We start from the raw sequence: 22003 nt of genomic DNA on the forward strand, positions 1-22003 counted from the left end.
ATGCAAAAAACGGTATTGATTACAGGAAGTTCCAGTGGAATAGGACTCTGTGCAGCAAAAGCACTACAGAAAAGAGGCTATCGAGTTCTTGCTGCTTGCCGTAAAGGTGAAGACCTTGAACGCATGGAAACACTGGGATTAGAACCTATTCATCTTGACCTTGATGATCCAAAAAGTGTTAAAAATGCAGCACTAGAAGTTATTCGCCTGACAAACGGTCGTTTATATGGATTATTTAATAATGGCGGATTTGGTGTTTATGGCCCATTAGATGCCATTACTCGCCAACAAATGGAAAAACAGTTTTCGACTAACTTTTTTGGTTTACATCAGCTTACTACATTACTTCTACCTGCAATGTTACCTCATGGAGAAGGACGTATTATTCAAACGAGTTCTGTAATGGGGATTATCTCAACGCCAGGTCGAGGTGCTTATGCAGCCAGTAAATATGCTGTAGAAGCATGGTCTGATGCGCTAAGAATGGAAATAGCGCATACTGGAGTTAAGGTGAGTTTAATAGAGCCAGGCCCAATACGAACTTGTTTCACTGAGAATGTCGCTCAAGCTGAAAAAGATAAACCTGTAAAAAATCCGGGGATTGCGAGTCGTTTCACATTAACGCCTGAAGATGTCGTGAAAAAGCTCATTCATGCTTTAGAAAGCCCAAAACCTAAGATACGTTATCCCGTAACCTTATTAACTTACGCTGTCAGAATACTAAAGCGCTTTCTACCTGATATTTTAATGGATACAATTCTCAGTCGCCAAAGTGGCAAGGCTTGATTTTTCAGTATCCACCCTTACTTATTAATAAAATAGCTTTATAAATCGCATCTATATTTAAAACTCTCAAAAAGGGACAAGCTAATGTTAGCAACTGCACATATTGTTGATGTAAATGAATCAAATATTCAACAAATTATAGAACAATCCATGACGAAACCGGTCATGATGTACTTCTATTCAGAACGTAGCCCTCATTGTGCAGAGCTTGGCGCAACATTAGATAAACTGGCAGCCGAATTTGCTGATCAATTTATTTTGGCAAAATTGGATTGTGATGTTGAACAAATGATTGCCTCACAGTTTGGTCTACGTGCTATTCCAACAGTTTATATATTGCAAGAAGGTCGCCCAGTTGATGGTTTCCAAGGCCCTCAACCTGAAGAAGCAATTCGCCAAGTTTTAGCCAATGTATTACCTAAACCAGAAGAGTTGAAAGCGGCACAAGCCGCACAATTACTTTCTGAAGGAAAAGCAGAAGATGCTTTACCTCTGCTAAAAGAAGCGCATCAACTCGCACCTAAAAATAGTGAAATTACGCTTGCGCTAGCAGGTGCTTTAATTTCTTTAAATAAAAATGAAGAAGCTCAAACCTTGTTAATGACTATCCCATTACAAGATCAAGATAGTTACTACCACAGTTTGTTAGCGCAAATTGAATTACAAAAACAGGCTGCTGATACGCCTGAAATTCAACAGTTACAAAACGATTTTAATCAACAGCCTGAAAATACCGATCTTGCTATTCAGCTTGCACTAAAATTACATGAAGTTGCTCGTAATGAAGAAGCGTTAGAATTGCTATTTAGCTTTATCAAAAAAGATCTAAATGCAGGTGACGGACAAGTTAAGAAAACCCTGATGGATATTTTATCAGCATTAGGTACTAATGATAATTTGGCGTCTAAATATCGTCGCATGGTGTATTCTTTACTTTATTAATTTTATTTTCTTATTAGAGCAGATTTAGGACAGGTATATGGAAATAGGCATTGGTATTATCATCTTATTCGCTATTATTTTAGTTTTATGTGGTGTTAAAACCGTTCCACAGGGTTATCAGTGGACTGTCGAACGTTTTGGTCGTTACACTCGTACTCTGGCCCCTGGTCTTCAAATCCTTATACCTTTTGTCGATCGTATTGGGCGCCGTATCAACATGATGGAGCAAGTGCTTGATATTCCTTCTCAAGAAGTCATTTCTCGTGATAACGCCAACGTCAGCATCGATGCCGTCTGCTTTATTCAAGTGATCGACCCTGTAAAAGCTGCTTATGAAGTCAATAATCTTGAGCTTGCCATTATTAATTTAACACTCACTAATATTCGTACAGTGTTAGGTTCAATGGAGCTTGATGAAATTCTTTCTCAGCGTGACCAAATCAATAGTCGCCTGTTACTGATTGTCGATGATGCAACAAACCCTTGGGGTATCAAAATTACCCGTATCGAAATTCGTGATGTCCGCCCACCAAAAGAATTGATTTCTGCAATGAATGCGCAGATGAAAGCTGAGCGAACTAAACGTGCCGACATTCTTGAAGCTGAAGGTATTCGTCAAGCTGCTATCTTGAAAGCTGAAGGTGAGAAACAAGGGCAAATTCTGAAGGCTGAAGGTGAGCGTCAATCTGCATTCTTACAAGCAGAAGCCCGTGAACGTGCAGCAGAAGCTGAAGCTAAGGCAACACAAATGGTATCTGAGGCCATCGCAAAAGGTGATATGCAAGCAATTAACTACTTTGTTGCTCAAAAATATACTGATGCGCTGTCTCAAATTGGTTCAGCTAATAACAGTAAAGTTATTATGATGCCACTAGAAGCAAGTAATCTTATGGGTGCTATTGGCGGTATTTCTGAATTACTCAATACCAAAAAAAGTGACTCAGGCAACAAGAGCAATTAATTATGATTGAATGGATTAGTGCTCAACCTGCACTTTTCTGGCTTTGTCTTGGTGGTTTGCTGTTAATTACAGAAATGTTAGGAACAGCAGGATACCTTTTATGGTCAGGAATGGCTGCTCTATGTGTATCGTTGATCACATGGATATTGCCTATTAGCTGGCCTATTCAAGGTGTTTTATTTGCGATATTAACAGTTATTAGTGCTATTTTTTGGCACCTTTGGCTTAAACGCAGAAAACAATCAAAAGAAGCCGAGAACTTAAATCAGAAAAGTCATCAACTAATTGGTGTTCATGCTGTTTTATTATCAGATACGGAAAACGGTTTTAGTCGCGTTAAATTAGCTGATGGTAGTTGGCGTGTTTATTCAGACACGCCATTACTTGCAGGCGATAAGGTAACAGTAACCGAGATTGATGGTATTACCTTACGAGTGATTGCACTTAAACCGGCTGTTTCTGGTGATGACATCCCCCCGACAAATGATTGATGATCGGGCAATCTGCTCCGTCATCACCGGGACATTCGCTGGCCAACAAAAGTAATCGCTGGCGAATGGCATTAAGCTCATTAATTGTTTTCTCAATTTCAGCCACTTTTTTTAAGGTGGCTTCTTTCACGTCTGAACTATGACGAGAAGGATTTCTTAGCAACATTAATAAAGCTCGGCACTCTTCTAAACTAAAGCCAACTTCTCTTGCTTGGCGCAATAAAGTTAATTCTTCAATATGTTGAACCTGATAATAACGATAGCCGTTTTCACCTCTTCCTGGTGGTGTTATCAAGTCTTTTTCTTCATAAAACCGAATAGCTTTAGCCGTTAATCCTGTTTTACTTGCGATTTCACTAATATTCAAAATTCCCCCTTGACCTTCCCCTTGCGGAAAGGTTTAGCCTTTATCTCTGATAAGAAAAAACCTTTAAAGAAAGCAAGTTACCGAATATTGCGCAATAATAGAGGTAACGCTTTTATGACGGAGATAATTAACATGGCAAAAACTATAATACTCTCATTGAAAGGACTTTCATGCTCTCACTGTGTCAACAGTGTAAAAAAAGCACTTGATGCTCGCAATGACATAGAGCAGGCAATTGTGACTATTCAATACGCTAAAATTGACAGCGATGCAACTGCTGAAAGCTTAATCAAAACAATTGAAGATGCAGGATATGAAGCAAGTGTTGCAACACAACCTGATGTAAAATTAAGCCTAAGCGGACTTAACTGCATGAAGTGTGTTGGTAAAACTGAAAAAGCATTATTAGCTGTTGAAGGTGTTGCAGCCGTTAATGTAACAAAAGAGTCAGCTGAAATCTTTGGTGACGCAGATGCGGATACTTTAATTTCAGCGATTACGGCTGAAGGTTTTCAAGCAAGTTTAGCGCCTGCTGATAACATAATTCACTTAACTCTATCGGGCTTAAATTGTGGTCACTGTGTCGGTTCAGTTAAAAAAGTACTAGAAAATACTGCGGGTGTTGAAACAGCTGAAGTTGAATTAACACATGCTAAAGTGACTGGTTCTGCAACCGCTGAAACCTTAATTACCGCTATTACAGAAGCGGGTTTTGAAGCTCAACTAGCTGGTACTGATTTCCCAAAAACTGAGCCGCTGACGCAAACGCATGCACAACTGGAAGCATCGTCAGCGGCTGTTTGTGATATTCCAGTTGAGAATGCTGATATTGATAATAACGTTGAAATCGATACTAACGATGACGACAGTGTTCAGCTTTTAATTGATGGTATGACTTGTGCGAGTTGCGTAAACAAGGTTCATAAAGCATTACAATCCGTTGATGGCGTTGAAAATGTGCGAGTGAATCTAGCTGAACGTAGTGCATTAGTAACGGGTGACATCGACCATGATGCACTTGTGACTGCCATTGAAAAAGCAGGTTATGGCGCTGAAATTATTCAAGACGATGTAAAACGCAGAGAACGTCAGCAAGAAGTTGCTGTTGCTAATATGAAGCGTTTTCGCTGGCAAGCTGCGTTGGCCTTAGCGGTTGGTATTCCTGTCATGATTTGGGGAATGATCGGCGATAATATGATGCTAACAGAGGCCAATCACAGCATCTGGTTAGGTATTGGTATTGCGACACTGTTTGTTATGGTTGTTGCTGGTGGTCATTTCTATCGTAGCGCATGGCAGAGTTTAAAAAACCGCAGTGCAACAATGGATACTCTCGTTGCATTAGGAACAGGAACAGCCTGGCTCTATTCCATTACCGTAAACCTATGGCCAGAAGTGTTCCCGGCTCAAGCTCGACATCTCTATTATGAAGCTAGTGCGATGATTATCGGGTTAATCAATCTGGGACATATGCTTGAGCAAAGAGCGCGCCAGCGTTCATCTAAAGCGCTAGAACGACTATTAGATTTAACTCCACCAACAGCAAGAGTGATAACTGAAAACGGTGAAGTCGAAATGCCATTGGCTGATGTTAAACAAGGAATGACTTTACGTTTAGCAACAGGTGATAAAGTACCCGTTGATGGTGAAATTATCCAAGGTGAAGTGTGGATGGATGAGGCTATGCTAACAGGCGAGCCAATTCCACAGCAAAAAACAGTGGGTGACACTATTCATGCCGGAACAACCGTCCAAGATGGCTCTGTTCTTTTTAAAGCTGCAGCAGTGGGAAGTAAAACAACACTGGCTCGTATTATTAAATTAGTTCGTCAAGCGCAAAGCAGTAAACCTGAAATAGGTCAATTAGCGGATAAAATCTCGGGTGTATTTGTACCTGTCGTTGTCGCTATTGCGCTTGTTGCAGGAGCTATTTGGTATTTCTTTGGCCCTTCTCCACAAATTACCTATGCACTTGTGATTATCACAACTGTTCTTATCATCGCTTGCCCTTGTGCTTTAGGTCTAGCGACGCCTATGTCCATTATTTCGGGTGTCGGTCGTGCTGCTGAATATGGTGTGTTAGTTCGTGATGCAGATGCACTACAACAAGCCAGTAATCTAGATACTTTAGTCTTTGATAAAACAGGAACACTGACAGAAGGTATGCCTCAGGTCACTGAAATTCATACTTTCAATCAAGTAGATGACACTCAAGCACTTGCATTGGCGGCATCACTGGAAAATGGTTCTAATCACCCATTAGCTAAAGCCATTTTAACGCGCGCTGAAGGTATTGATTTACCAGAAGTAAACAATTTCCGTACATTAGCTGGTATGGGATTAAGTGGTGAAATCAAGGGTAAAACAGTACTTTTAGGTAACCCTAAATTGATGCTCGAATCAGGTGTTAATATTAATGAAGTTAATTCTCTGATTGATACACAAGCAGCTAAAGGTGTTACACCGGTTTTATTAGCACTAGATGGCAAAATTGCGGCATTACTTTCTATTCGTGATCCTCTTAGAGATGATACCGTAAGTGCATTACAGCGTTTACATAATCAAGGTTATCGACTCGTGATGTTAACGGGAGATAATCCAATTACTGCCAATGCAATTGCAAAAGAAGCGGGTATTGATCAGGTTATTGCGGGAGTGATGCCAGAAGGTAAAGCTCAAGCGATTACTGAGCTTCAAGCTGAAGGACGTCGTGTTGCAATGGTTGGAGATGGTATTAACGATGCCCCAGCATTAGCCAAAGCGGATGTCGGTATTGCAATGGGAGGTGGTAGTGATATTGCCATTGAAACAGCAGCAATCACGTTGATGCGTCACAGTTTACATGGTGTTGCTGATGCTGTTGAAATTTCAAAAGGTACACTACGTAATATGAAACAAAACCTTTTTGGTGCCTTTGTCTATAATAGCTTAGGTATTCCTATTGCAGCGGGCGTTCTCTATCCCTTCACCGGCACACTGTTAAATCCAGTTGTTGCAGGTGCAGCAATGGCATTGTCTTCAATTACCGTTGTGAGTAATGCGAATCGCTTGTTACGATTCAAACCCAAGCAATAATACTTAATAATATATTAAGCATTTCCCTGAAACCTCTTTTGCTTATTAGTTAAAGAGGTTTTTTATTATCTTATTTTTGACTTCTTATTTAATGATTTTTAACTTTATCAAAAGGTTAAAAAAAAAGCCGATATTACTATCGGCCAGTCAAAGAGGAATTTCTCATTATACAAGAGAGTCATCACTCCGCCCTCTTAGCGCTAGAATAGCAATATATTATAATTTTTTCATTAACTTTATTATTCATATATAAAATTAAATATTTATATAAAATAGCCATAAAAATATTTTAAAAGATATTATTATTGCCAGTGTGTTTTTCTGAATTTAAAATTAAAAAGTAACAAAGGAATATATATCAAAAGGAATTAATCATGAAATTAAAAAACACCACCCTATTTTGCTTATCTTTAATTTATTCTATAAATGCTTTTTCTGTTTCAGAAACAACAACCGATAAAAACATTATTTTACTTGAAAACAGCCATCTTGCAAATAGTCACCCTAACAACACCGATTCTAATTCTACATATCTAAACTCACATCCCATGAAAAATGACATTACCAGACCTATTTTTGATGAATTTGTAAGTGATATATATATCTATCATGATGTCGAAGCATCTTCAAAAAAACATATTGAAGTCATCAAAATCACAGATGAAATAATAAAGATGATGAATGAAGAAATAAAAAAAAACGTATCTCAAGAAAATACAAATATAAATATAGAGAAAGTTCTCATCACAGATAACCAAAGAGGTAATAACTCACTAAAGTTAGATAGTATGCCACCTGATTTTAAAACAGCGATATTGAATTATCTTTCTAACTTTTCAGAACAAAAAGAAAATATATATTCCGGACTAAAAGAAACGATTTCTTTTAATAAAAATAAAATAGATGGCATCATTAAAAAACCTATTGAAATCCAAAGACATTACCAACCAAGCTCGAAACTTAGTGAGCTAAATGCAAATATAGAAAGAGGAATGAAAGTTCCACCTCATTCAAAAGAAATAATTTTCAAACTAGAAGAGAGTGTCATAGAAAAGTTTGCAAATGTTGAGAAAAAAAGAACCGAAGACAATCGAGAAAGACAAAAAACTGATAATGAATTAAATGAAAAAATACATCATACAATAGCTAAACTAGATCAACATGCAAATGAAATCAATGATAACAAAAATAGAATAGAGACTAAAAATAATACTATTCAAAGTAATATTGAAAACAATAAAACCCAAATCGACACTAACAAAAGCAATATCAGCATCAATAAAAACAATATTGCCACTAATAAAAATGACATTATTACCAACAAAACTGACATTGGCATTAACAAAGATAATATTACCAGCAATAGAAACAAAATAAACACCAACTCGAGCGATATCAAAGCTAATAAAGAAAATATCGAAACCAACAAAAAAGGTATTGATAATATTAAAGAAAAATATATTGATAATCTAAATATTAATGGGAGTAATCTTTCATTAAAAAATCATTTTTCTACTCTTTATATTGAGCAATCAGTAGCAAGAAATGAATTTAAAGATCTAAAAACTAATTTTGAACATTTTAAATCAGATACTCAAAACCGCTTTTATAAAGTTGAGAAACGTGCCAATCAAGGTATTGCTTCTGTAGCCGCAATGAGTAATTTACCTTTTACTGATTCCGCCACATTTAGTACTGCTATTGGCATTGGTAATTATCGTAATGCAACAGCGCTTGCTTGGGGTATGCAATACCGTATTAACGAAAATATTAAAGTGAGAGCCTCTACCGCATGGAATGAATCAAATTGGGTCTCAGCAGGTGGTGTTGGCATAAGCTGGTAAATAACGTAAAAACAGCGAAAGCTAAGTAAAGCTTAGTTTTCGTTGTTTCATTCCAGTTCAAATCCGTTATGCTAAAACTTTGCGATTCTATACTCAAAGGAGCATATCAATGACGGGTATTTTTCAGAAAATCAAACATTGGGTAGGAATAAAAAATACGGTCCATTACCCTTATCCCGCTGTTGATATTACGTTGCCTAATAATGTCTCTTTACACCTTGTGGGTAGTATCCATATGGGTGTTCCTACAATGTCACCACTCTCCAACGTGCTTATCAATGAAATAAAAAATTCAGATGCTATTATTGTTGAAGCTGATATTTCAACTGACGTTCAACCTTTTAAGCAAGCATCTCTTTTTAGAGAGTCACTAGAAACGCGCTTAAATACACCTCTTTTTTCTCAAGTGACACGTCATTGTGAAGATCTCTCCCTCTCGCTTTATCAACTTGAGAATAAGCCTCTTTGGCAAATTGCGTTGATTTTACAATCTACCCAAGCGATCCAACTTGGATTACAACCGCAATACGGCATTGATTATCAAGTTATCCAACATGCTAATGAATACAAAAAAAGGATTATTGAACTCGAAGGCATTGAGGATCAAGTCGCACTATTATTGAATTTTCCTGAGGATGGTCAGCAATTGCTCGAAGACACATTAAAAAATTGGCACGAGAACGCGCGTACATTGCAAATCATGATCAATTGGTGGTTAAATTATAATAGTAGAGAGAAACAGCCACCTTTACCGAATACTTTTAGTAAAGCTGTATTTGATATTTTAATGGAAAGCCGTAACCAAAAATGGGTAAGTATATTATCAAAATTACCGGCTGGTCGTTATGTAGTGACTGTAGGTGCCCTTCATTTATTTGGTGAAGAGAATTTGATCGATTTATTAACGCACCAAGAATAAAAATATAGTTCTAATCTTATAAGTAGGAATAGCTATGACTCCCGCTGTAAATTTACTGGAAAAACAAAAAATCAAATTTATCCTTCATCCTTATGAGCATGATGCGAATGTCCATAATTTTGGTGATGAAGCCGTTGAAAAATTAGGTTTGGATAATCGCCAAGTATTCAAAACACTGTTAGTTTCTTTAAATGGTGATGCTAAGAATCTTGCTGTTGCAGTAACACCGGTTTCTGGTCAGTTAGATTTAAAACTCGTTGCTAAGTGCTTTAAGGCAAAAAAAGCAGATATGGCAGATCCACAGATTGCACAAAAGGTAACGGGTTATTTAGTGGGTGGAATAAGCCCATTGGGTCAGAAAAAACGCCTACCGACAGTAATTGATGAACAAGCCCTTGAATTTGACACTATCTTTGTTTCTGGTGGCAAACGTGGTTTAGATATTGAATTATCAGCAAAAGATTTAGGTTCTGTATTAGGTGCTCAATTTGCACTTATTCGTAAAGCGTCATAATCATTAATGATTTTTTATTTTAAGGCGCATCCTCAAAATAAGAAATTAACGTAATTTAGACTTAAAATAAAAGGCGACATTAATGTCGCCTTTTATCTATATCATCATGATTTTCTGAGCTTATTTTTTATAAACGATCTCACCTTTAGGTTCGAAATCAGCAGCTTTCAATGGAGAGTGTGCTTCGATATAACCTTTTAATACTTCAGCATCAACAAAACCAGTATTTACATATGCAGGATGAACATCAATCTTAGGATAACCATCACCACCAATACCGTTAAAGTTTAATGTCGCCATGCGGTAAGTCTTAGTTTTATCTAATGGTTTACCAGCAATTTTAACATCGCTAACTTTGCAGTCTGCATCTACAGTTAAGCTAACATTGTAGAATTGTGCGTAAGCACCAGAGTCTACTTTCATACATGCGACAGCTGACAGATAAGGCTCGACTTCTTCACCTTTAAAATCAACATAAACCAGTTCGTTCGCAAATGGTTGTACTTTCAGTACATCTTTATAAGTAATATCACCAGATTCAATAGAATCACGGACACCACCACCACTCATAATGGCAAAGTCTGCATTTGCACGTTCAGCTTGAGCTGATAATAATAGGCGTGCCATATTGGTTTGAACAAAGCGAACTTTACTACGATCACCCTCTAATTTACCAACAACCTCACCCACTTTAACATTCAATTGCTCGCCACCTTTTTCTTGGTAAGGCGTCAGCAGTTTCATCATTTCAGGGTTATGAGGAATTTCTTTTGTATAGTAAACAAGCTCAGTTGTACCGTCGTCTTTCTTCACTTTTTGATTTAAGTTGATTGGGATTAATTGGTAATGTTTTAACGTGAATTCACCATTACGGAATTCGAAGTCTGCACGACCAACATATTTACCCCATTCATGAGCCTGAACAATCCATGTACCATTTTGGTTATCTGGTGCACAAGGTGTTCCTGGCACATAATCAGCTTGTTTGTAGTTTTTGTTCTCTTGAGACATACAAACTGGATCTTGTGAGTGACCACCCACAATCATATCAAGGTAGCCTTTTGGTAAGGCTCGCGCCATTTCTACATCGCCAGGTGCGTTAGAACCGTGATTACCATCATCGTAGTGACCCATATGAGTTGCTGCAATAATAATGTCTGGCTTTTCCGTTGTACGCAGCTCTTCTACCACTTTTTTAGCTTCATCAGAAGGTTTGCGGAATTCGGTATCAGGAAAGTTCGCTGGGTTACCAATACGTACGGTATCATCCGTTGTTAAACCTAATACTGCAATTTTGACACCTTGCTTATCAAAAATGGTGTAAGGCTTGAATAAACGCTCACCCGTACTTTTTTGATAAATATTTGCAGATAAGAATGGGAATGTTGCCCATTTCTCTTGTTGGCGTAAAACATCTAATGGATTGTCGAATTCATGGTTACCCAGTGCCATTGCATCGTAACCTACAAGATTCATACCTTTAAAATCAGGCTCTGCATCTTGTAAATCAGATTCTGGTACACCAGTATTAATATCGCCGCCAGATAACAGCAGTACGCTACCGCCTTTTTTAGCCACTTCATTACGAATGTCATCAACAACCGTTTTTTGTGCCGCTAAACCATATTCGCCACGATCGTTATGCCAGAAATGGCCATGGTGATCATTGGTATGCAAAATAGTAATTTCGTAGGTTTTATCCTTTTCCCATGCCTGAGACATCGCAGGCGCCATCGCTAAAGAAACTGTTAATGCGCATGCTGATAATTTAAAAGATAAGCTCATGGTATATCCCCATGTATATTATTTATTGAGAAGGTTCTGCCATGGTTCTACTGTAGAAAAAGAAGACAGAAGTTAAATACTTTTGCTGTATTTTATGACGTAGGTTATATAATTTTTTTATTATTTCATTGATCCGATAGTTTTTTTGAGACATGAATCAAACTCTATTTCTCACAAAAGCACTCAACTCTAAATAGATGTAAACTAGACCAATAAAAATAGAAACAATTTATTAACAAAATAATGTGACAGGGAACTAAAATGAGCAATGCCGATCCAACGCTTCCCATAGAAGAAACCGATGTTTTACAACGAAAAGCCAATAAGCGTAATACCGTTTTTAGTATTTTAACTGCTATCAGTTTTTCGCATCTTCTCAATGATATGATCCAATCATTGATATTAGCTATTTACCCTATGTTGCAATCAGAGTTTTCACTCAGTTTTGTGCAAATAGGGATGATAACGTTGACCTATCAAATTACAGCATCTTTATTACAGCCTTTTATTGGCCTCTATACTGATAAATATCCTAAGCCTTACTCATTACCTATTGGTATGGGTTTTACGCTGACAGGGCTTATTCTCCTCGCCTTTGCAGATACATTCCCAATGTTATTACTTGCTGCGGGATTAGTTGGTACTGGCTCGTCTGTTTTCCATCCTGAATCATCTCGTGTTGCTAGAATGGCATCAGGAGGAAGACACGGACTTGCACAATCACTCTTTCAAGTCGGGGGTAATTTAGGTAGCTCTTTAGGCCCTCTTTTGGCGGCTTTATTGATTGCGCCTTATGGCAAAGGAAATGTCGGTTGGTTCTCCCTTGCTGCTTTATTGGCTATTGTAGTGCTATTACAAGTTAGCCGTTGGTATAAAATTCAACAAGAAGCTCAGAAAAAAAAACCTAAAGCACTAAATAACAAAGCCGTATTGCCACGTAAAACCCTTTTGGGCTCTTTAGCCATTTTACTTATTCTGATTTTTTCTAAGTATTTTTATCTTGCAAGCATCAGTAGCTACTATACTTTCTATTTAATACATAAATTTGGCGTTTCAGTACAAAATGCACAAATTCACCTATTTGTTTTTCTCTTTGCTGTTGCTGCTGGCACCATGATTGGTGGCCCTGTAGGCGATAAAATTGGTAGAAAATACGTTATTTGGGGATCTATTCTAGGAGTTGCACCTTTTACACTGATACTCCCTTATGCCAGCTTGTACTGGACTGGCGTACTTACTGTATTCATTGGTGTGATTTTAGCTTCAGCATTTTCTGCTATCTTAGTTTATGCTCAAGAGTTAATACCGGGTAAAACAGGCATGGTTTCAGGGCTTTTCTTCGGGCTTGCTTTTGGGATGGGAGGTATTGGTGCCGCTGTCTTAGGCTATATTGCAGATCAGAAGAGTATTGAATATGTTTATCATATTTGTGCTTATTTACCACTATTAGGCATTTTCACCATTCTTCTCCCTAACATTGGGGTAGATAAAACCGAGTAACTTGTAATTATCCCTGTTATCTAAATGAACCAGTAACAGGGTAATTCTTACTTTAAAAGGTAAGATTGATTAAAATAACATAAAAAAATGCATTTGCATCAAAAAACTCAATCAACTTGCTATTTTTATAAATAATCAATAATTTTTAGCGAATTTATTGCATGAATACGTTAAACTATCAGCCTGCTATATACTCGCCCCCCGATACATGTAGTTTTATAAAAAGAAGGAGAATTGATGCCGCATTCAACACCCCTCATTACCACCATTGTTGGTGGATTAGCACTTGCTTATATTTTAGGCATGATCGCTCAACGGCTAAAAATCTCACCTTTAGTAGGATATCTTGCTGCGGGTGTACTCGCTGGTCCATTTACTCCCGGCTTTGTTGCTGATACCTCTCTCGCTCCTGAACTCGCTGAAATTGGCGTTATTCTGCTAATGTTTGGCGTGGGTTTACACTTTTCGTTAAAAGATCTGATGGCGGTAAAAGCCATCGCTATTCCAGGTGCTATTGCTCAAATTGCAGTCGCAACATTATTAGGACTGGGATTATCGGCATTTTTTGGCTGGGGTTTATTTAGTGGCATAGTATTCGGCTTGTGTCTATCAACAGCAAGTACCGTTGTGCTTTTACGAGCACTTGAAGAAAGAGGCTTGATTGATAGCCAACGAGGTCAAATTGCTATTGGTTGGTTGATTGTTGAAGACTTAGCCATGGTGTTAGCCCTTGTACTACTTCCCGCTGTTGCCAATATGCTGGAAAGTAGCGATCAAACCAGTATTTCTGAACTCATGATCAATTTAGGTATTACAATCGGTAAAGTTGTTGCCTTTATCTTAATCATGATGGTTGTTGGTCGTAAACTTATTCCTTGGATTTTAGCTAAAACCGCGGCAACGGGCTCTCGTGAGCTATTTACACTGAGTGTACTCGCTCTTGCTTTAGGTATCGCTTATGGCGCTGTAACCTTATTTGATGCTTCCTTCGCATTAGGCGCATTCTTTGCCGGTATGGTTCTTAATGAGTCTGAGTTAAGCCACAGAGCGGCTCAAGATACTTTACCGCTGCGTGATGCTTTTGCTGTACTGTTCTTTGTTTCTGTCGGTATGCTATTTGATCCAATGGTATTAATTGAGCATCCACTAGGTATCTTAGCGACACTGGCTATCATTATTATTGGTAAATCAGCCGCGGCATTGGTCCTTGTGCGAATGTTTGGACATTCCAGACGCACTGCCTTAACCATTTCAGCCAGCCTTGCTCAAATTGGTGAGTTTGCCTTTATTCTTGCTGGTCTTGGTGTGGCACTGAACGTTTTAGAACCCGATGCGCGCAACCTTGTTTTAGCCGGTGCTTTAGTCTCTATTATGCTAAACCCTGTATTGTTCTCTTTATTAGACCGTTATCTGGCAAAAACAGAGACCAAAGAAGAAGTGGAGCAACTACAACAAGAAGAGCTTGAAGAAGAGATGCCAGTCCCTGTTGATATTTGTGGCCACGCCATTATCGTCGGTTATGGACGTGCAGGAAGCATGCTTTCGGAGAAATTATTAGCTCAATCTATTCCATTAGTTATTATCGAAAATAGCCGTAATAAATTCGCTGAATTAAAAGAGAAAAGCTTAAACACAGTACTGGGTAATGCATCAACTAAAGAGTCTCTTGCTTTAGCCCGAATTGATTGTGCTAAATCTTTATTACTGACGATACCTAATGGTTATGAAGCAGCCGATATCGCGGAAACAGCAAGAAGTATGAACCCTGATTTAAATATCATTGTTCGTGCTCATTTTGACGATATTATCGTGCGCGCTAACTACGATGAAGAAGCTTCTTTTATCCTTGAGAAAGGGGCAAATCACGTCATTATCGATGAAGATCAAACTGCAACTGCAATGGCAGATATGCTAATTAAAGAAGTTGAGTTTGGTTGTGCTATTGATGATACACCTGAAAATGGCCAACAAATCATTGCACCTAGTGCAGCGCAATAATCAAACACAAATAACCACTTAGCCCCATAAAATTTAAGTCAATAAAAAAACCTATCAATAAATGTTGATAGGTTTTTTTTATTTCACTCGGATAAAACAAGACTTAGAAACAATATAAACTCAACGTTCCCAATAAGCTTCTTCCAAGCTGTCTTCTTTTTCAGGTAAACCGCGCGTCAAGCGTGGAGAATGCTGGCTTAGCACTTGATAACTCACTCGGTTAGCATATTTACACACTTGCGCTAACGATGAATAAGTTAAATAAGTCCGAGGATGCTTACTTGAATTTGGCACATTAATACGATGATAGCTATTCGCTGTAATATCATGTAGTAATGCTGACAATGCTGCGTCACCCGCACCATTTGTATTCATGATTTTTTCTGGGCCACCCATATAAGGCTCAATATGAGAATAGACTTTTTCTGGCTCATCACAATCTTTACGGCGCATAGCACGACTAAATTCATAGCGATTAAATTCAGCAATCGCTCCCGGTAATAAAGGATGTGTGGTTTGGCGCTTAAAGCTATGTTCTGTATAACCGCCCATATAAAGCCCTGCAGGCCCAGCGGTACAAAGCACTAAATCTACCCACTCTAAAGCAACATCAGAGGCTAACAGAGGATCAGAATGCCCTGTTAACTCAAACGCTTCATCTTCATTCATTGCCACAACAGACACATGCTCTTTTAGGAAATCACGCCACCATTGTGGATCATCTGCAATAACGTATTTTGTACCAAGGGTGAGAACAACTGGCACATCATATTTTTTCGCGTATTCAATTGCTTTCATGGTTGCCAACGGCATCGGTTCACCGGGTTTACAGCGAACTAAATAAGCTGTTAATACCAATGCAGAAGCTTCAGCGATCACCTCTTCCGGAATACTTTCAGGTTTAAGCTGATTCATTTGACCGGGGCTAATAGCAAATGTGCGTTCACCATTTTCCGTGATCAGCGTAAAACAGCGCCCAATGGCGCCATCAACACCCTGGAGGTAATTAAGGTCAGTACGGCTAGAGGTATTACATAAATAACGATAAGCATAGCTACCAATCTGAATGTTATTACACATAGTACCTAATAACACAGAGCGGTCGTCAGCCAATACAGAGTAGTTATGTAGCGTATTGCCAATGGTGCCACCAGCAAATTCGTGTGTTATCAGATTATTGTCTGTTAATTCACGATAAAGTGCCTCTGCGACATCATCTTCAATAACAAGAGAGTGTCCCTGACTCAAGTTATAACGGTTAATAAACTCCTCATCAACTTTCGCTTCAATATCAACCAATGTTTGGTCAATACCCACGATATAAGCGCGAGAGGATTCGCTCTCCGTCATATTGATGATGGGTTGTAATAGAGGATCTCGTAAACTAACGGGAAAATAGTGTTTGGATTTTCGTTTGCCAGGGAATTTCATTGTGAACGATGCTACACAGCTAAAAAAGATGCGCAATGTTAACACAATATTATAGGAGAGACAGTAGGTGTACGTCAGTACACCTACTTATTTAAAGATATTTTTATGCAGTTTTACGACGACTTCTTGCCATGTAGCTCAGTAAGACGCCCATAACAGAAAGAATGAAACCAACAAAAGCGGTGCCAACTAAAATCAGAGCGCGTTTAGGTGCATCTTTTTTAGTCGGTTCGTAAGGTTTCAACATATATTTGAACGGCACAAATTGAAGATCATCTAATTTTACTTTTTCTAGTTGCTTCATATTGTATAAACGGTTTTTCAGATCAGTACTTACTGTTGTTGGATCAACAATAGCTTCTGTAATAGCCAATTTACTACTTAACGCATCAGAACCCATGGCAATAGAGTAATCAGGATCATCTTTAATTTGTGCGCCTTCACTGGAAATTGGTTTTTTTACTCCTGCCGCATTAGCAATCTCCAACGCATATTTTAAGCGTTGCACATTAACATTACGCGCATTAGCGATACGCTCTAAATCCATTTCATAGGCTTTTTGCGCGAAACTTAATTTACGCTCAATTTGATCATCAATTTCGTCTTTTACTTCTACACGTACTTTGGTAGAGATAAAGCGAATATAACCAGAAAGTAAATCGTAAGCTTCTTCAGGGGTTGGCGCTGTAAAGCTTAAATTAATTTCACCACTAAACTCTTCTTCATTCTTTTTGTCATCTGAAGCTTTTAAATTAATATCTTTCGTTACGATTTCTTCAATTAATTTACGTTTATCCAGTGGTGTTGGATCTTCCATTTTAGCCAGCAAATTTTTGTAATAATCCGTACTGATCAAATACTCTTCACGCAAAACACGAGAGTTATAGTTATTGATAAATTTTTGATAAACGGAAGAACCATTAACACCCGTATCAACATCCACTAAGCTAAGTTCAGTCAATGTCGCTCTTAATTGCTTCATTTCATCAAGCATTGGCTTGGTAATTGCAGCTTGACTCGTCCATTTTTGTGGTAAAAAGCTTGCAACAGTAAAGCCAACGATAGCAAATAATAACGTGATACCAATAATGACAAATTTTGATTTATAAATAACAGAAAATAATTCAAAAAGATCGATTTCATCGTTCTGTTTTAGATAAAAGTCATCAAAATTCCCTTTATCAACTTCTGAAGATTGTGGTTTTGAAAGCTTACTATTCATTTTCCTGCCTAAATTTATGTAATGCAGTGTCCGTTTATCAGCACTTTTAGTGATTTCCACTAAAAGACTTAAAAAATGAGAAAAGATAAGTTTATATATAACTGAAATATGTTCAAATTAATATATCATCAAATCCGATAATTTTATTTATAGAATTCAGTAATTATTTTTCGCATACCTCACGGATCATCGCTTCTAGCAAGTCAATATGCTCTGGATCATCATTTAATGCCGGAATATATTCGTACTGTTTGCCACCACCATGAATAAAGAATTCTCGGTTCTGTTCATTAATTTCTTCTAATGTTTCCAAGCAATCAGATGAAAATCCTGGGCATACAACCTGCACATGTTCAACCCCCTCACTTCCCAGCTTTTCCATCGTTTTATCCGTATAAGGCGATAACCAAGGTTCACGACCAAAGCGTGACTGGAATGTCAGCATGACTTGCTCTTTAGGATAACCTAACTGTTCTTCTAATTGCTGTTTTAGTTTTTCTGTTGTGAGGCAACACTCATCATAATAAATATCGCCCGTTTTGATAAAGCGCTCAGGAATACCATGAAAAGAGAGAATTAAACGATCGGGTTTGCCATATTGCTGAAAACTTTTCTCAATAGAGGTGACAAGCGCTTTGATATAAAGCGGATGAGTAGGATAACTGCGAATAAAGTGAAGAGAAGGTATTGTGCGCATATCTTTAAAAATGCGACTAACACCATCAAATACCGCAGCAGAAGTGGAGCAAGAGTATTGAGGATACAGCGGTAACAAAATAATCTTTTCAACACCTTGTTGTAATAACTTTTCAACCCCTTCATTTAGCGATGGATTGCCATAACACATCCCTAACTCTACGGGGATATTAGGTAATCGCTCAGCGACAGCACGTTGTTGCGCTCGGCTGTAAACTAAAAGTGGTGATCCTTCATCCATCCAAATCTGTTGGTATAACTTAGCCACTTTAGGTGAGCGAAACGGTAATATCGCCCCTTGTAATATTGGTTTCCAAATCAAAGGAGAAACATCAACAACACGAGGATCGCTAAGAAATTGTGCTAAATAACGTCGAACAGCACCCGTTGTCGGCTCATCAGGTGTGCCAAGATTAACCAAAAGAACACCATACTTAGCATCATTCATACTATGACTCCTTAGAGTTATTTTATTAGGATAACCAAAGAGTAGAAGCATAAAGGAAAATAATAGATTGTGCTTGTCAATTTATTGGATTGTTCTTTTCCCCTATTTTATTTAGATAAAAAAAATCCCGGCTCAACCGGGATTAGTCATCACAATGACGAAATTAGCCAAGGATACTTTTCAGTTCAGCGTTAATTTCGCTTACTTTTTGTGTACCATCAACTTTGAAGTATTTCGCATTGTTTGCTTTAGCTTCATTTTGGTAATAAGAAACTAACGGTGCAGTTTGAGTATGGTACTCAACTAAACGTTTACGAACAGTTTCTTCTTGGTCATCTTTACGTGTTGTTAATTCTTCACCTGTCACGTCATCACGATTTTCCACTTTAGGTGGATTAAATTTCACATGATAAACACGACCTGATGGTGCATGAACACGACGGCCAATAATACGTTCAACAATGATTTCATCAGGTACAGCGAATTCCAGTACGAAATCCACGTTGATACCCGCTTCTTTCATTGCATCAGCTTGTGGAATTGTTCTTGGGAACCCATCCAACAAGAAACCATTACGGCAATCGTCTTGTTTGATGCGCTCTTTAACTAACGCAATAACTAATTCATCAGTAACTAACTGACCATTGTCCATCAGTGCTTTTGCTTTCAGTCCTAGTTCTGTACCTGCACTTACTGCCGCACGTAACATATCACCAGTTGAAATCTGTGGGATACCATAGTTTTCTTTAATGAATTGAGCCTGAGTGCCTTTACCAGCGCCTGGAGCGCCTAGCAGAATGATACGCATCGCGTAAATCCCCTTGCATTTAATTTTTTATATTTAAACTCGAAAACGCATTACCATACCATTTTGTGAGGTCATCGCTCAAGAAATCACAGTAGCGATTGCATTTTATTTTTTATCGAAAAAGAAAAAACCACGCTCTCTTTTCAGATAAACGTGGTTTAAATATTTGAAAACGAAAACAGTTACGCTTTTTGAACTAAAAGTTGATTCACTAAGCGAATAAACTGGTTTGGATCTTCTAAAGAGCCTCTTTCAGCAAATAATGCCTGATCGAGTAATAAATTTACCCAATCCGCAAATAATGCTTCATCCGTTAGCTCGGCTGTTTGCTTCACTAATGGGTGATTTGGATTCAGCTCAAAGTTGTATTTCACTTCTGGCACTTCTTGTCCTGCTGCTGCAAACAATTTAGCCATTTGTGTTGTCATTTCATCAGCACTGGTTGTCACGATTGCTGGAGTATCTGTTAAACGATGCGTTAATTTTACATCTTTAACTTTATCTCCTAGCAAGGTTTTAATACGTTCGACGAACGGTGCTAATTGTTTATCTGTTTCTTCTTGCTCAGCCTGCTTCTCTTCATCTGCAAGTTTATCAAGAGATTCATCCGCTTTACTGACAGACTGGAATGATTTGCCATCAAACTCAGTCAGGTAATTCATCATCCACTCATCTATACGATCAGATAACAGCAGTACCTCGATACCTTTTTTGCGGAACAGCTCTAAATGAGGACTGTTTTTTGCCGCGGCATAGCTATCTGCGGTGATGTAGTAGATTTTTTCCTGACCATCGACCATACGGCCAACATAATCTTCCAGAGAAACTGTTTGAGCATCACTATCGTTATGCGTTGATGCAAAACGTAGTAATTTAGCAATTGTTTCAATGTTAGATGAGTCTTCTGCAGGGCCTTCTTTTAAGACTAAACCAAACTCTTTCCAGAATGCTTGATACTCTTCCGGCTTGTTTTCTGCCAGTTTTTGTAACATCTGTAATGCACGTTTAGTTAATGCACTACGTAAGTTACGTGTAACTGAGCTGTCTTGTAAAATTTCACGTGAAACGTTTAGCGGTAAATCATTAGAATCCACTAACCCACGAATAAAACGCAGGTAATTAGGCATAAACTGCTCAGCTTCATCCATAATAAAGACGCGCTGGACATACAGTTTTAAACCGTGACGTTGTTCACGATTCCATAAATCCCAAGGCGCTTTTGAAGGCACATATAATAAGCTTGTATACTCTTGCTTACCTTCTACACGGTTATGTACCCAGCTTAATGGGTCGGCAAAGTCATGTGAGATATGCTTATAAAACTCTTTATACTCTTCATCACTTACTTCAGATTTGTTACGAGTCCAAAGGGCTTGTGCTTTATTAATTTTTTCCCATGTTACTGTGCCATCTTCTTCATTTTTTGTTTCAATTTCAACAGGCAGAGAAATATGGTCAGAATATTTACTAATAATGCTACGCAGACGCCAATCGTCTAGATACTCATCTTCACCTTCACGTAAATGAAGCGTAATTTCAGTCCCGCGATCTGCTTTTTCAATATCAGCAACGGTGTAATCACCCTCGCCTTCAGACTCCCAAAAAACACCTTTATCTGCACTTTCGCCAGCTGCACGAGTGCGTACTGTCACTTTATCTGCAACGATAAACGCAGAATAGAATCCGACACCAAACTGACCAATTAATTGGCTATCTTTAGCTTGATCTTGTCCGATAGATTCTAAGAATGATTTAGTGCCTGATTTTGCAATAGTACCCAGATTATCAATGACTTCATCGCGAGTCATACCAATACCATTATCACTGATAGTCAGAGTACGAGCTTCTTTATCAGTGGAAATGCGCACATGCAACTCACCATTATTTTCATAAAGTGCTGCATCTGATAATGCACGGAAACGCAATTTATCAGCCGCATCTGATGCGTTCGAAATCAATTCGCGAAGGAAAATTTCTTTATTGGAGTAAAGAGAATGGATCATTAATTGGAGAAGTTGTTTAACTTCTGACTGAAATCCTCTTGTTTCCTGACCTTTCATACTCATTTTTACCTCAATTAATCCTAATTTGGCGAAAAAAATCAATATGAGTAAAAAGTGGGGATAGTTAAGCAAGTTTCAAGGGTCGAGTAAAAAATTAAGCGAATAAAAGTGATTAAGCTCCTTATATGATTAAAGTTTGAGCCAAAATAATAC

17 protein-coding genes are annotated in these 22003 nt (G+C 38.1%); 10 read left to right on the plus strand and 7 right to left on the minus strand.

Going from position 1 to position 22003, the window contains the following annotated elements:
* The 4 genes from GWJ01_RS00140 (at position 1) to GWJ01_RS00155 (ending at position 3180) form a co-directional block, all read left to right on the plus strand.
* Complete coding sequence (locus GWJ01_RS00140; RefSeq protein WP_109395561.1) at positions 1–786, plus strand: SDR family oxidoreductase; 786 nt, start codon at positions 1–3, stop codon at positions 784–786.
* Positions 787–870: 84 nt separating this feature from the next.
* Positions 871–1728, plus strand: a complete 858-nt coding sequence (locus GWJ01_RS00145; protein ID WP_109401420.1) for a co-chaperone YbbN — start codon at positions 871–873, stop codon at positions 1726–1728.
* Positions 1729–1765: 37 nt separating this feature from the next.
* Positions 1766–2689 (plus strand): SPFH domain-containing protein, encoded by a 924-nt coding sequence (locus GWJ01_RS00150; protein ID WP_075673932.1) that lies wholly within the window; start codon positions 1766–1768, stop codon positions 2687–2689.
* Between the two features lie 2 nt (positions 2690–2691).
* The gene (locus GWJ01_RS00155) at positions 2692–3180 is read left to right on the plus strand and encodes an NfeD family protein (protein ID WP_075673931.1); all 489 of its coding nucleotides are present in this window, start codon (positions 2692–2694) and stop codon (positions 3178–3180) included.
* Here GWJ01_RS00155 and cueR read toward each other — a convergent pair.
* Complete coding sequence (cueR, locus tag GWJ01_RS00160) at positions 3134–3547, minus strand: Cu(I)-responsive transcriptional regulator (RefSeq protein ID WP_161710556.1); 414 nt, start codon at positions 3545–3547, stop codon at positions 3134–3136. The genes GWJ01_RS00155 and cueR overlap by 47 nt on opposite strands.
* A gap of 132 nt (positions 3548–3679) precedes the next feature.
* On the opposite strand from cueR, the gene copA reads away from it, so the two are divergent.
* From copA to ybaK, 4 genes are all read left to right on the plus strand, one after another.
* Positions 3680–6622, plus strand: a complete 2943-nt coding sequence (gene copA / locus GWJ01_RS00165; RefSeq protein WP_161710557.1) for a copper-exporting P-type ATPase CopA — start codon at positions 3680–3682, stop codon at positions 6620–6622.
* Positions 6623–6996: 374 nt separating this feature from the next.
* Positions 6997–8466, plus strand: coding sequence for a YadA C-terminal domain-containing protein (locus GWJ01_RS00170; RefSeq protein WP_161710558.1), 1470 nt, complete (start codon positions 6997–6999; stop codon positions 8464–8466).
* A 109-nt stretch (positions 8467–8575) separates the two neighbouring features.
* Positions 8576–9385 carry a TraB/GumN family protein gene (locus tag GWJ01_RS00175; RefSeq protein ID WP_109401416.1) on the plus strand — a complete coding sequence of 270 codons (810 nt, stop codon included), beginning with the start codon at positions 8576–8578 and terminating at the stop codon, positions 9383–9385.
* Positions 9386–9419: 34 nt separating this feature from the next.
* Positions 9420–9899, plus strand: coding sequence for a Cys-tRNA(Pro)/Cys-tRNA(Cys) deacylase YbaK (gene ybaK / locus GWJ01_RS00180; protein WP_109401415.1), 480 nt, complete (start codon positions 9420–9422; stop codon positions 9897–9899).
* Between the two features lie 120 nt (positions 9900–10019).
* Here ybaK and ushA read toward each other — a convergent pair whose 3' ends face one another.
* A complete protein-coding gene (ushA, locus tag GWJ01_RS00185; RefSeq protein ID WP_098942084.1) occupies positions 10020–11684 on the minus strand; it encodes a bifunctional UDP-sugar hydrolase/5'-nucleotidase UshA in 1665 nt (554 codons plus the stop codon).
* Positions 11685–11945: 261 nt separating this feature from the next.
* On the opposite strand from ushA, the gene GWJ01_RS00190 reads away from it, so the two are divergent.
* Both GWJ01_RS00190 and ybaL read left to right on the plus strand, forming a co-directional pair.
* On the plus strand, positions 11946–13184 hold the full coding sequence (locus GWJ01_RS00190; RefSeq protein ID WP_109395393.1) for an MFS transporter: 1239 nt from the start codon (positions 11946–11948) through the stop codon (positions 13182–13184).
* A 237-nt stretch (positions 13185–13421) separates the two neighbouring features.
* A complete protein-coding gene (ybaL, locus tag GWJ01_RS00195; RefSeq protein WP_109401414.1) occupies positions 13422–15182 on the plus strand; it encodes a YbaL family putative K(+) efflux transporter in 1761 nt (586 codons plus the stop codon).
* A gap of 120 nt (positions 15183–15302) precedes the next feature.
* On the opposite strand, the gene GWJ01_RS00200 is transcribed toward ybaL, so the two are convergent.
* The 5 genes from GWJ01_RS00200 to htpG form a co-directional block, all read right to left on the minus strand.
* Positions 15303–16613 carry an inosine/guanosine kinase gene (locus tag GWJ01_RS00200; RefSeq protein WP_109395395.1) on the minus strand — a complete coding sequence of 437 codons (1311 nt, stop codon included), beginning with the start codon at positions 16611–16613 and terminating at the stop codon, positions 15303–15305.
* A 103-nt stretch (positions 16614–16716) separates the two neighbouring features.
* Entirely contained in the window at positions 16717–17835 is a 1119-nt protein-coding gene (gene wzz(fepE), locus GWJ01_RS00205; protein ID WP_109395396.1) for an LPS O-antigen length regulator Wzz(fepE), read from the minus strand.
* A gap of 163 nt (positions 17836–17998) precedes the next feature.
* Positions 17999–18979: a ferrochelatase gene (gene hemH / locus GWJ01_RS00210; RefSeq protein ID WP_109395397.1), complete on the minus strand. Its 981-nt coding sequence runs from the start codon at positions 18977–18979 to the stop codon at positions 17999–18001.
* A 163-nt stretch (positions 18980–19142) separates the two neighbouring features.
* Entirely contained in the window at positions 19143–19787 is a 645-nt protein-coding gene (adk, locus tag GWJ01_RS00215) for an adenylate kinase (protein ID WP_109395398.1), read from the minus strand.
* A 182-nt stretch (positions 19788–19969) separates the two neighbouring features.
* Positions 19970–21853 carry a molecular chaperone HtpG gene (gene htpG / locus GWJ01_RS00220; RefSeq protein WP_109395399.1) on the minus strand — a complete coding sequence of 628 codons (1884 nt, stop codon included), beginning with the start codon at positions 21851–21853 and terminating at the stop codon, positions 19970–19972.
* Between the last annotated feature and the right edge of the window lie 150 nt (positions 21854–22003).

The organism is Proteus sp. G2618 (genome assembly GCF_009915995.1).
Classification (GTDB): Bacteria; Pseudomonadota; Gammaproteobacteria; order Enterobacterales; family Enterobacteriaceae; genus Proteus; species Proteus terrae.

Coding starts and splice junctions, on each gene's coding strand:
- GWJ01_RS00140 (WP_109395561.1), top strand. CDS start 1: ATGCAAAAAACGGTATTGATTACAGGAAGTTCCAGTGGAATAGGACTC.
- GWJ01_RS00145 (WP_109401420.1), top strand. CDS start 871: ATGTTAGCAACTGCACATATTGTTGATGTAAATGAATCAAATATTCAA.
- GWJ01_RS00150 (WP_075673932.1), top strand. CDS start 1,766: ATGGAAATAGGCATTGGTATTATCATCTTATTCGCTATTATTTTAGTT.
- GWJ01_RS00155 (WP_075673931.1), top strand. CDS start 2,692: ATGATTGAATGGATTAGTGCTCAACCTGCACTTTTCTGGCTTTGTCTT.
- copA (WP_161710557.1), top strand. CDS start 3,680: ATGGCAAAAACTATAATACTCTCATTGAAAGGACTTTCATGCTCTCAC.
- GWJ01_RS00170 (WP_161710558.1), top strand. CDS start 6,997: ATGAAATTAAAAAACACCACCCTATTTTGCTTATCTTTAATTTATTCT.
- GWJ01_RS00175 (WP_109401416.1), top strand. CDS start 8,576: ATGACGGGTATTTTTCAGAAAATCAAACATTGGGTAGGAATAAAAAAT.
- ybaK (WP_109401415.1), top strand. CDS start 9,420: ATGACTCCCGCTGTAAATTTACTGGAAAAACAAAAAATCAAATTTATC.
- ushA (WP_098942084.1), bottom strand. CDS start 11,684: ATGAGCTTATCTTTTAAATTATCAGCATGCGCATTAACAGTTTCTTTA.
- GWJ01_RS00190 (WP_109395393.1), top strand. CDS start 11,946: ATGAGCAATGCCGATCCAACGCTTCCCATAGAAGAAACCGATGTTTTA.
- ybaL (WP_109401414.1), top strand. CDS start 13,422: ATGCCGCATTCAACACCCCTCATTACCACCATTGTTGGTGGATTAGCA.
- GWJ01_RS00200 (WP_109395395.1), bottom strand. CDS start 16,613: ATGAAATTCCCTGGCAAACGAAAATCCAAACACTATTTTCCCGTTAGT.
- hemH (WP_109395397.1), bottom strand. CDS start 18,979: ATGAATGATGCTAAGTATGGTGTTCTTTTGGTTAATCTTGGCACACCT.
- adk (WP_109395398.1), bottom strand. CDS start 19,787: ATGCGTATCATTCTGCTAGGCGCTCCAGGCGCTGGTAAAGGCACTCAG.
- htpG (WP_109395399.1), bottom strand. CDS start 21,853: ATGAGTATGAAAGGTCAGGAAACAAGAGGATTTCAGTCAGAAGTTAAA.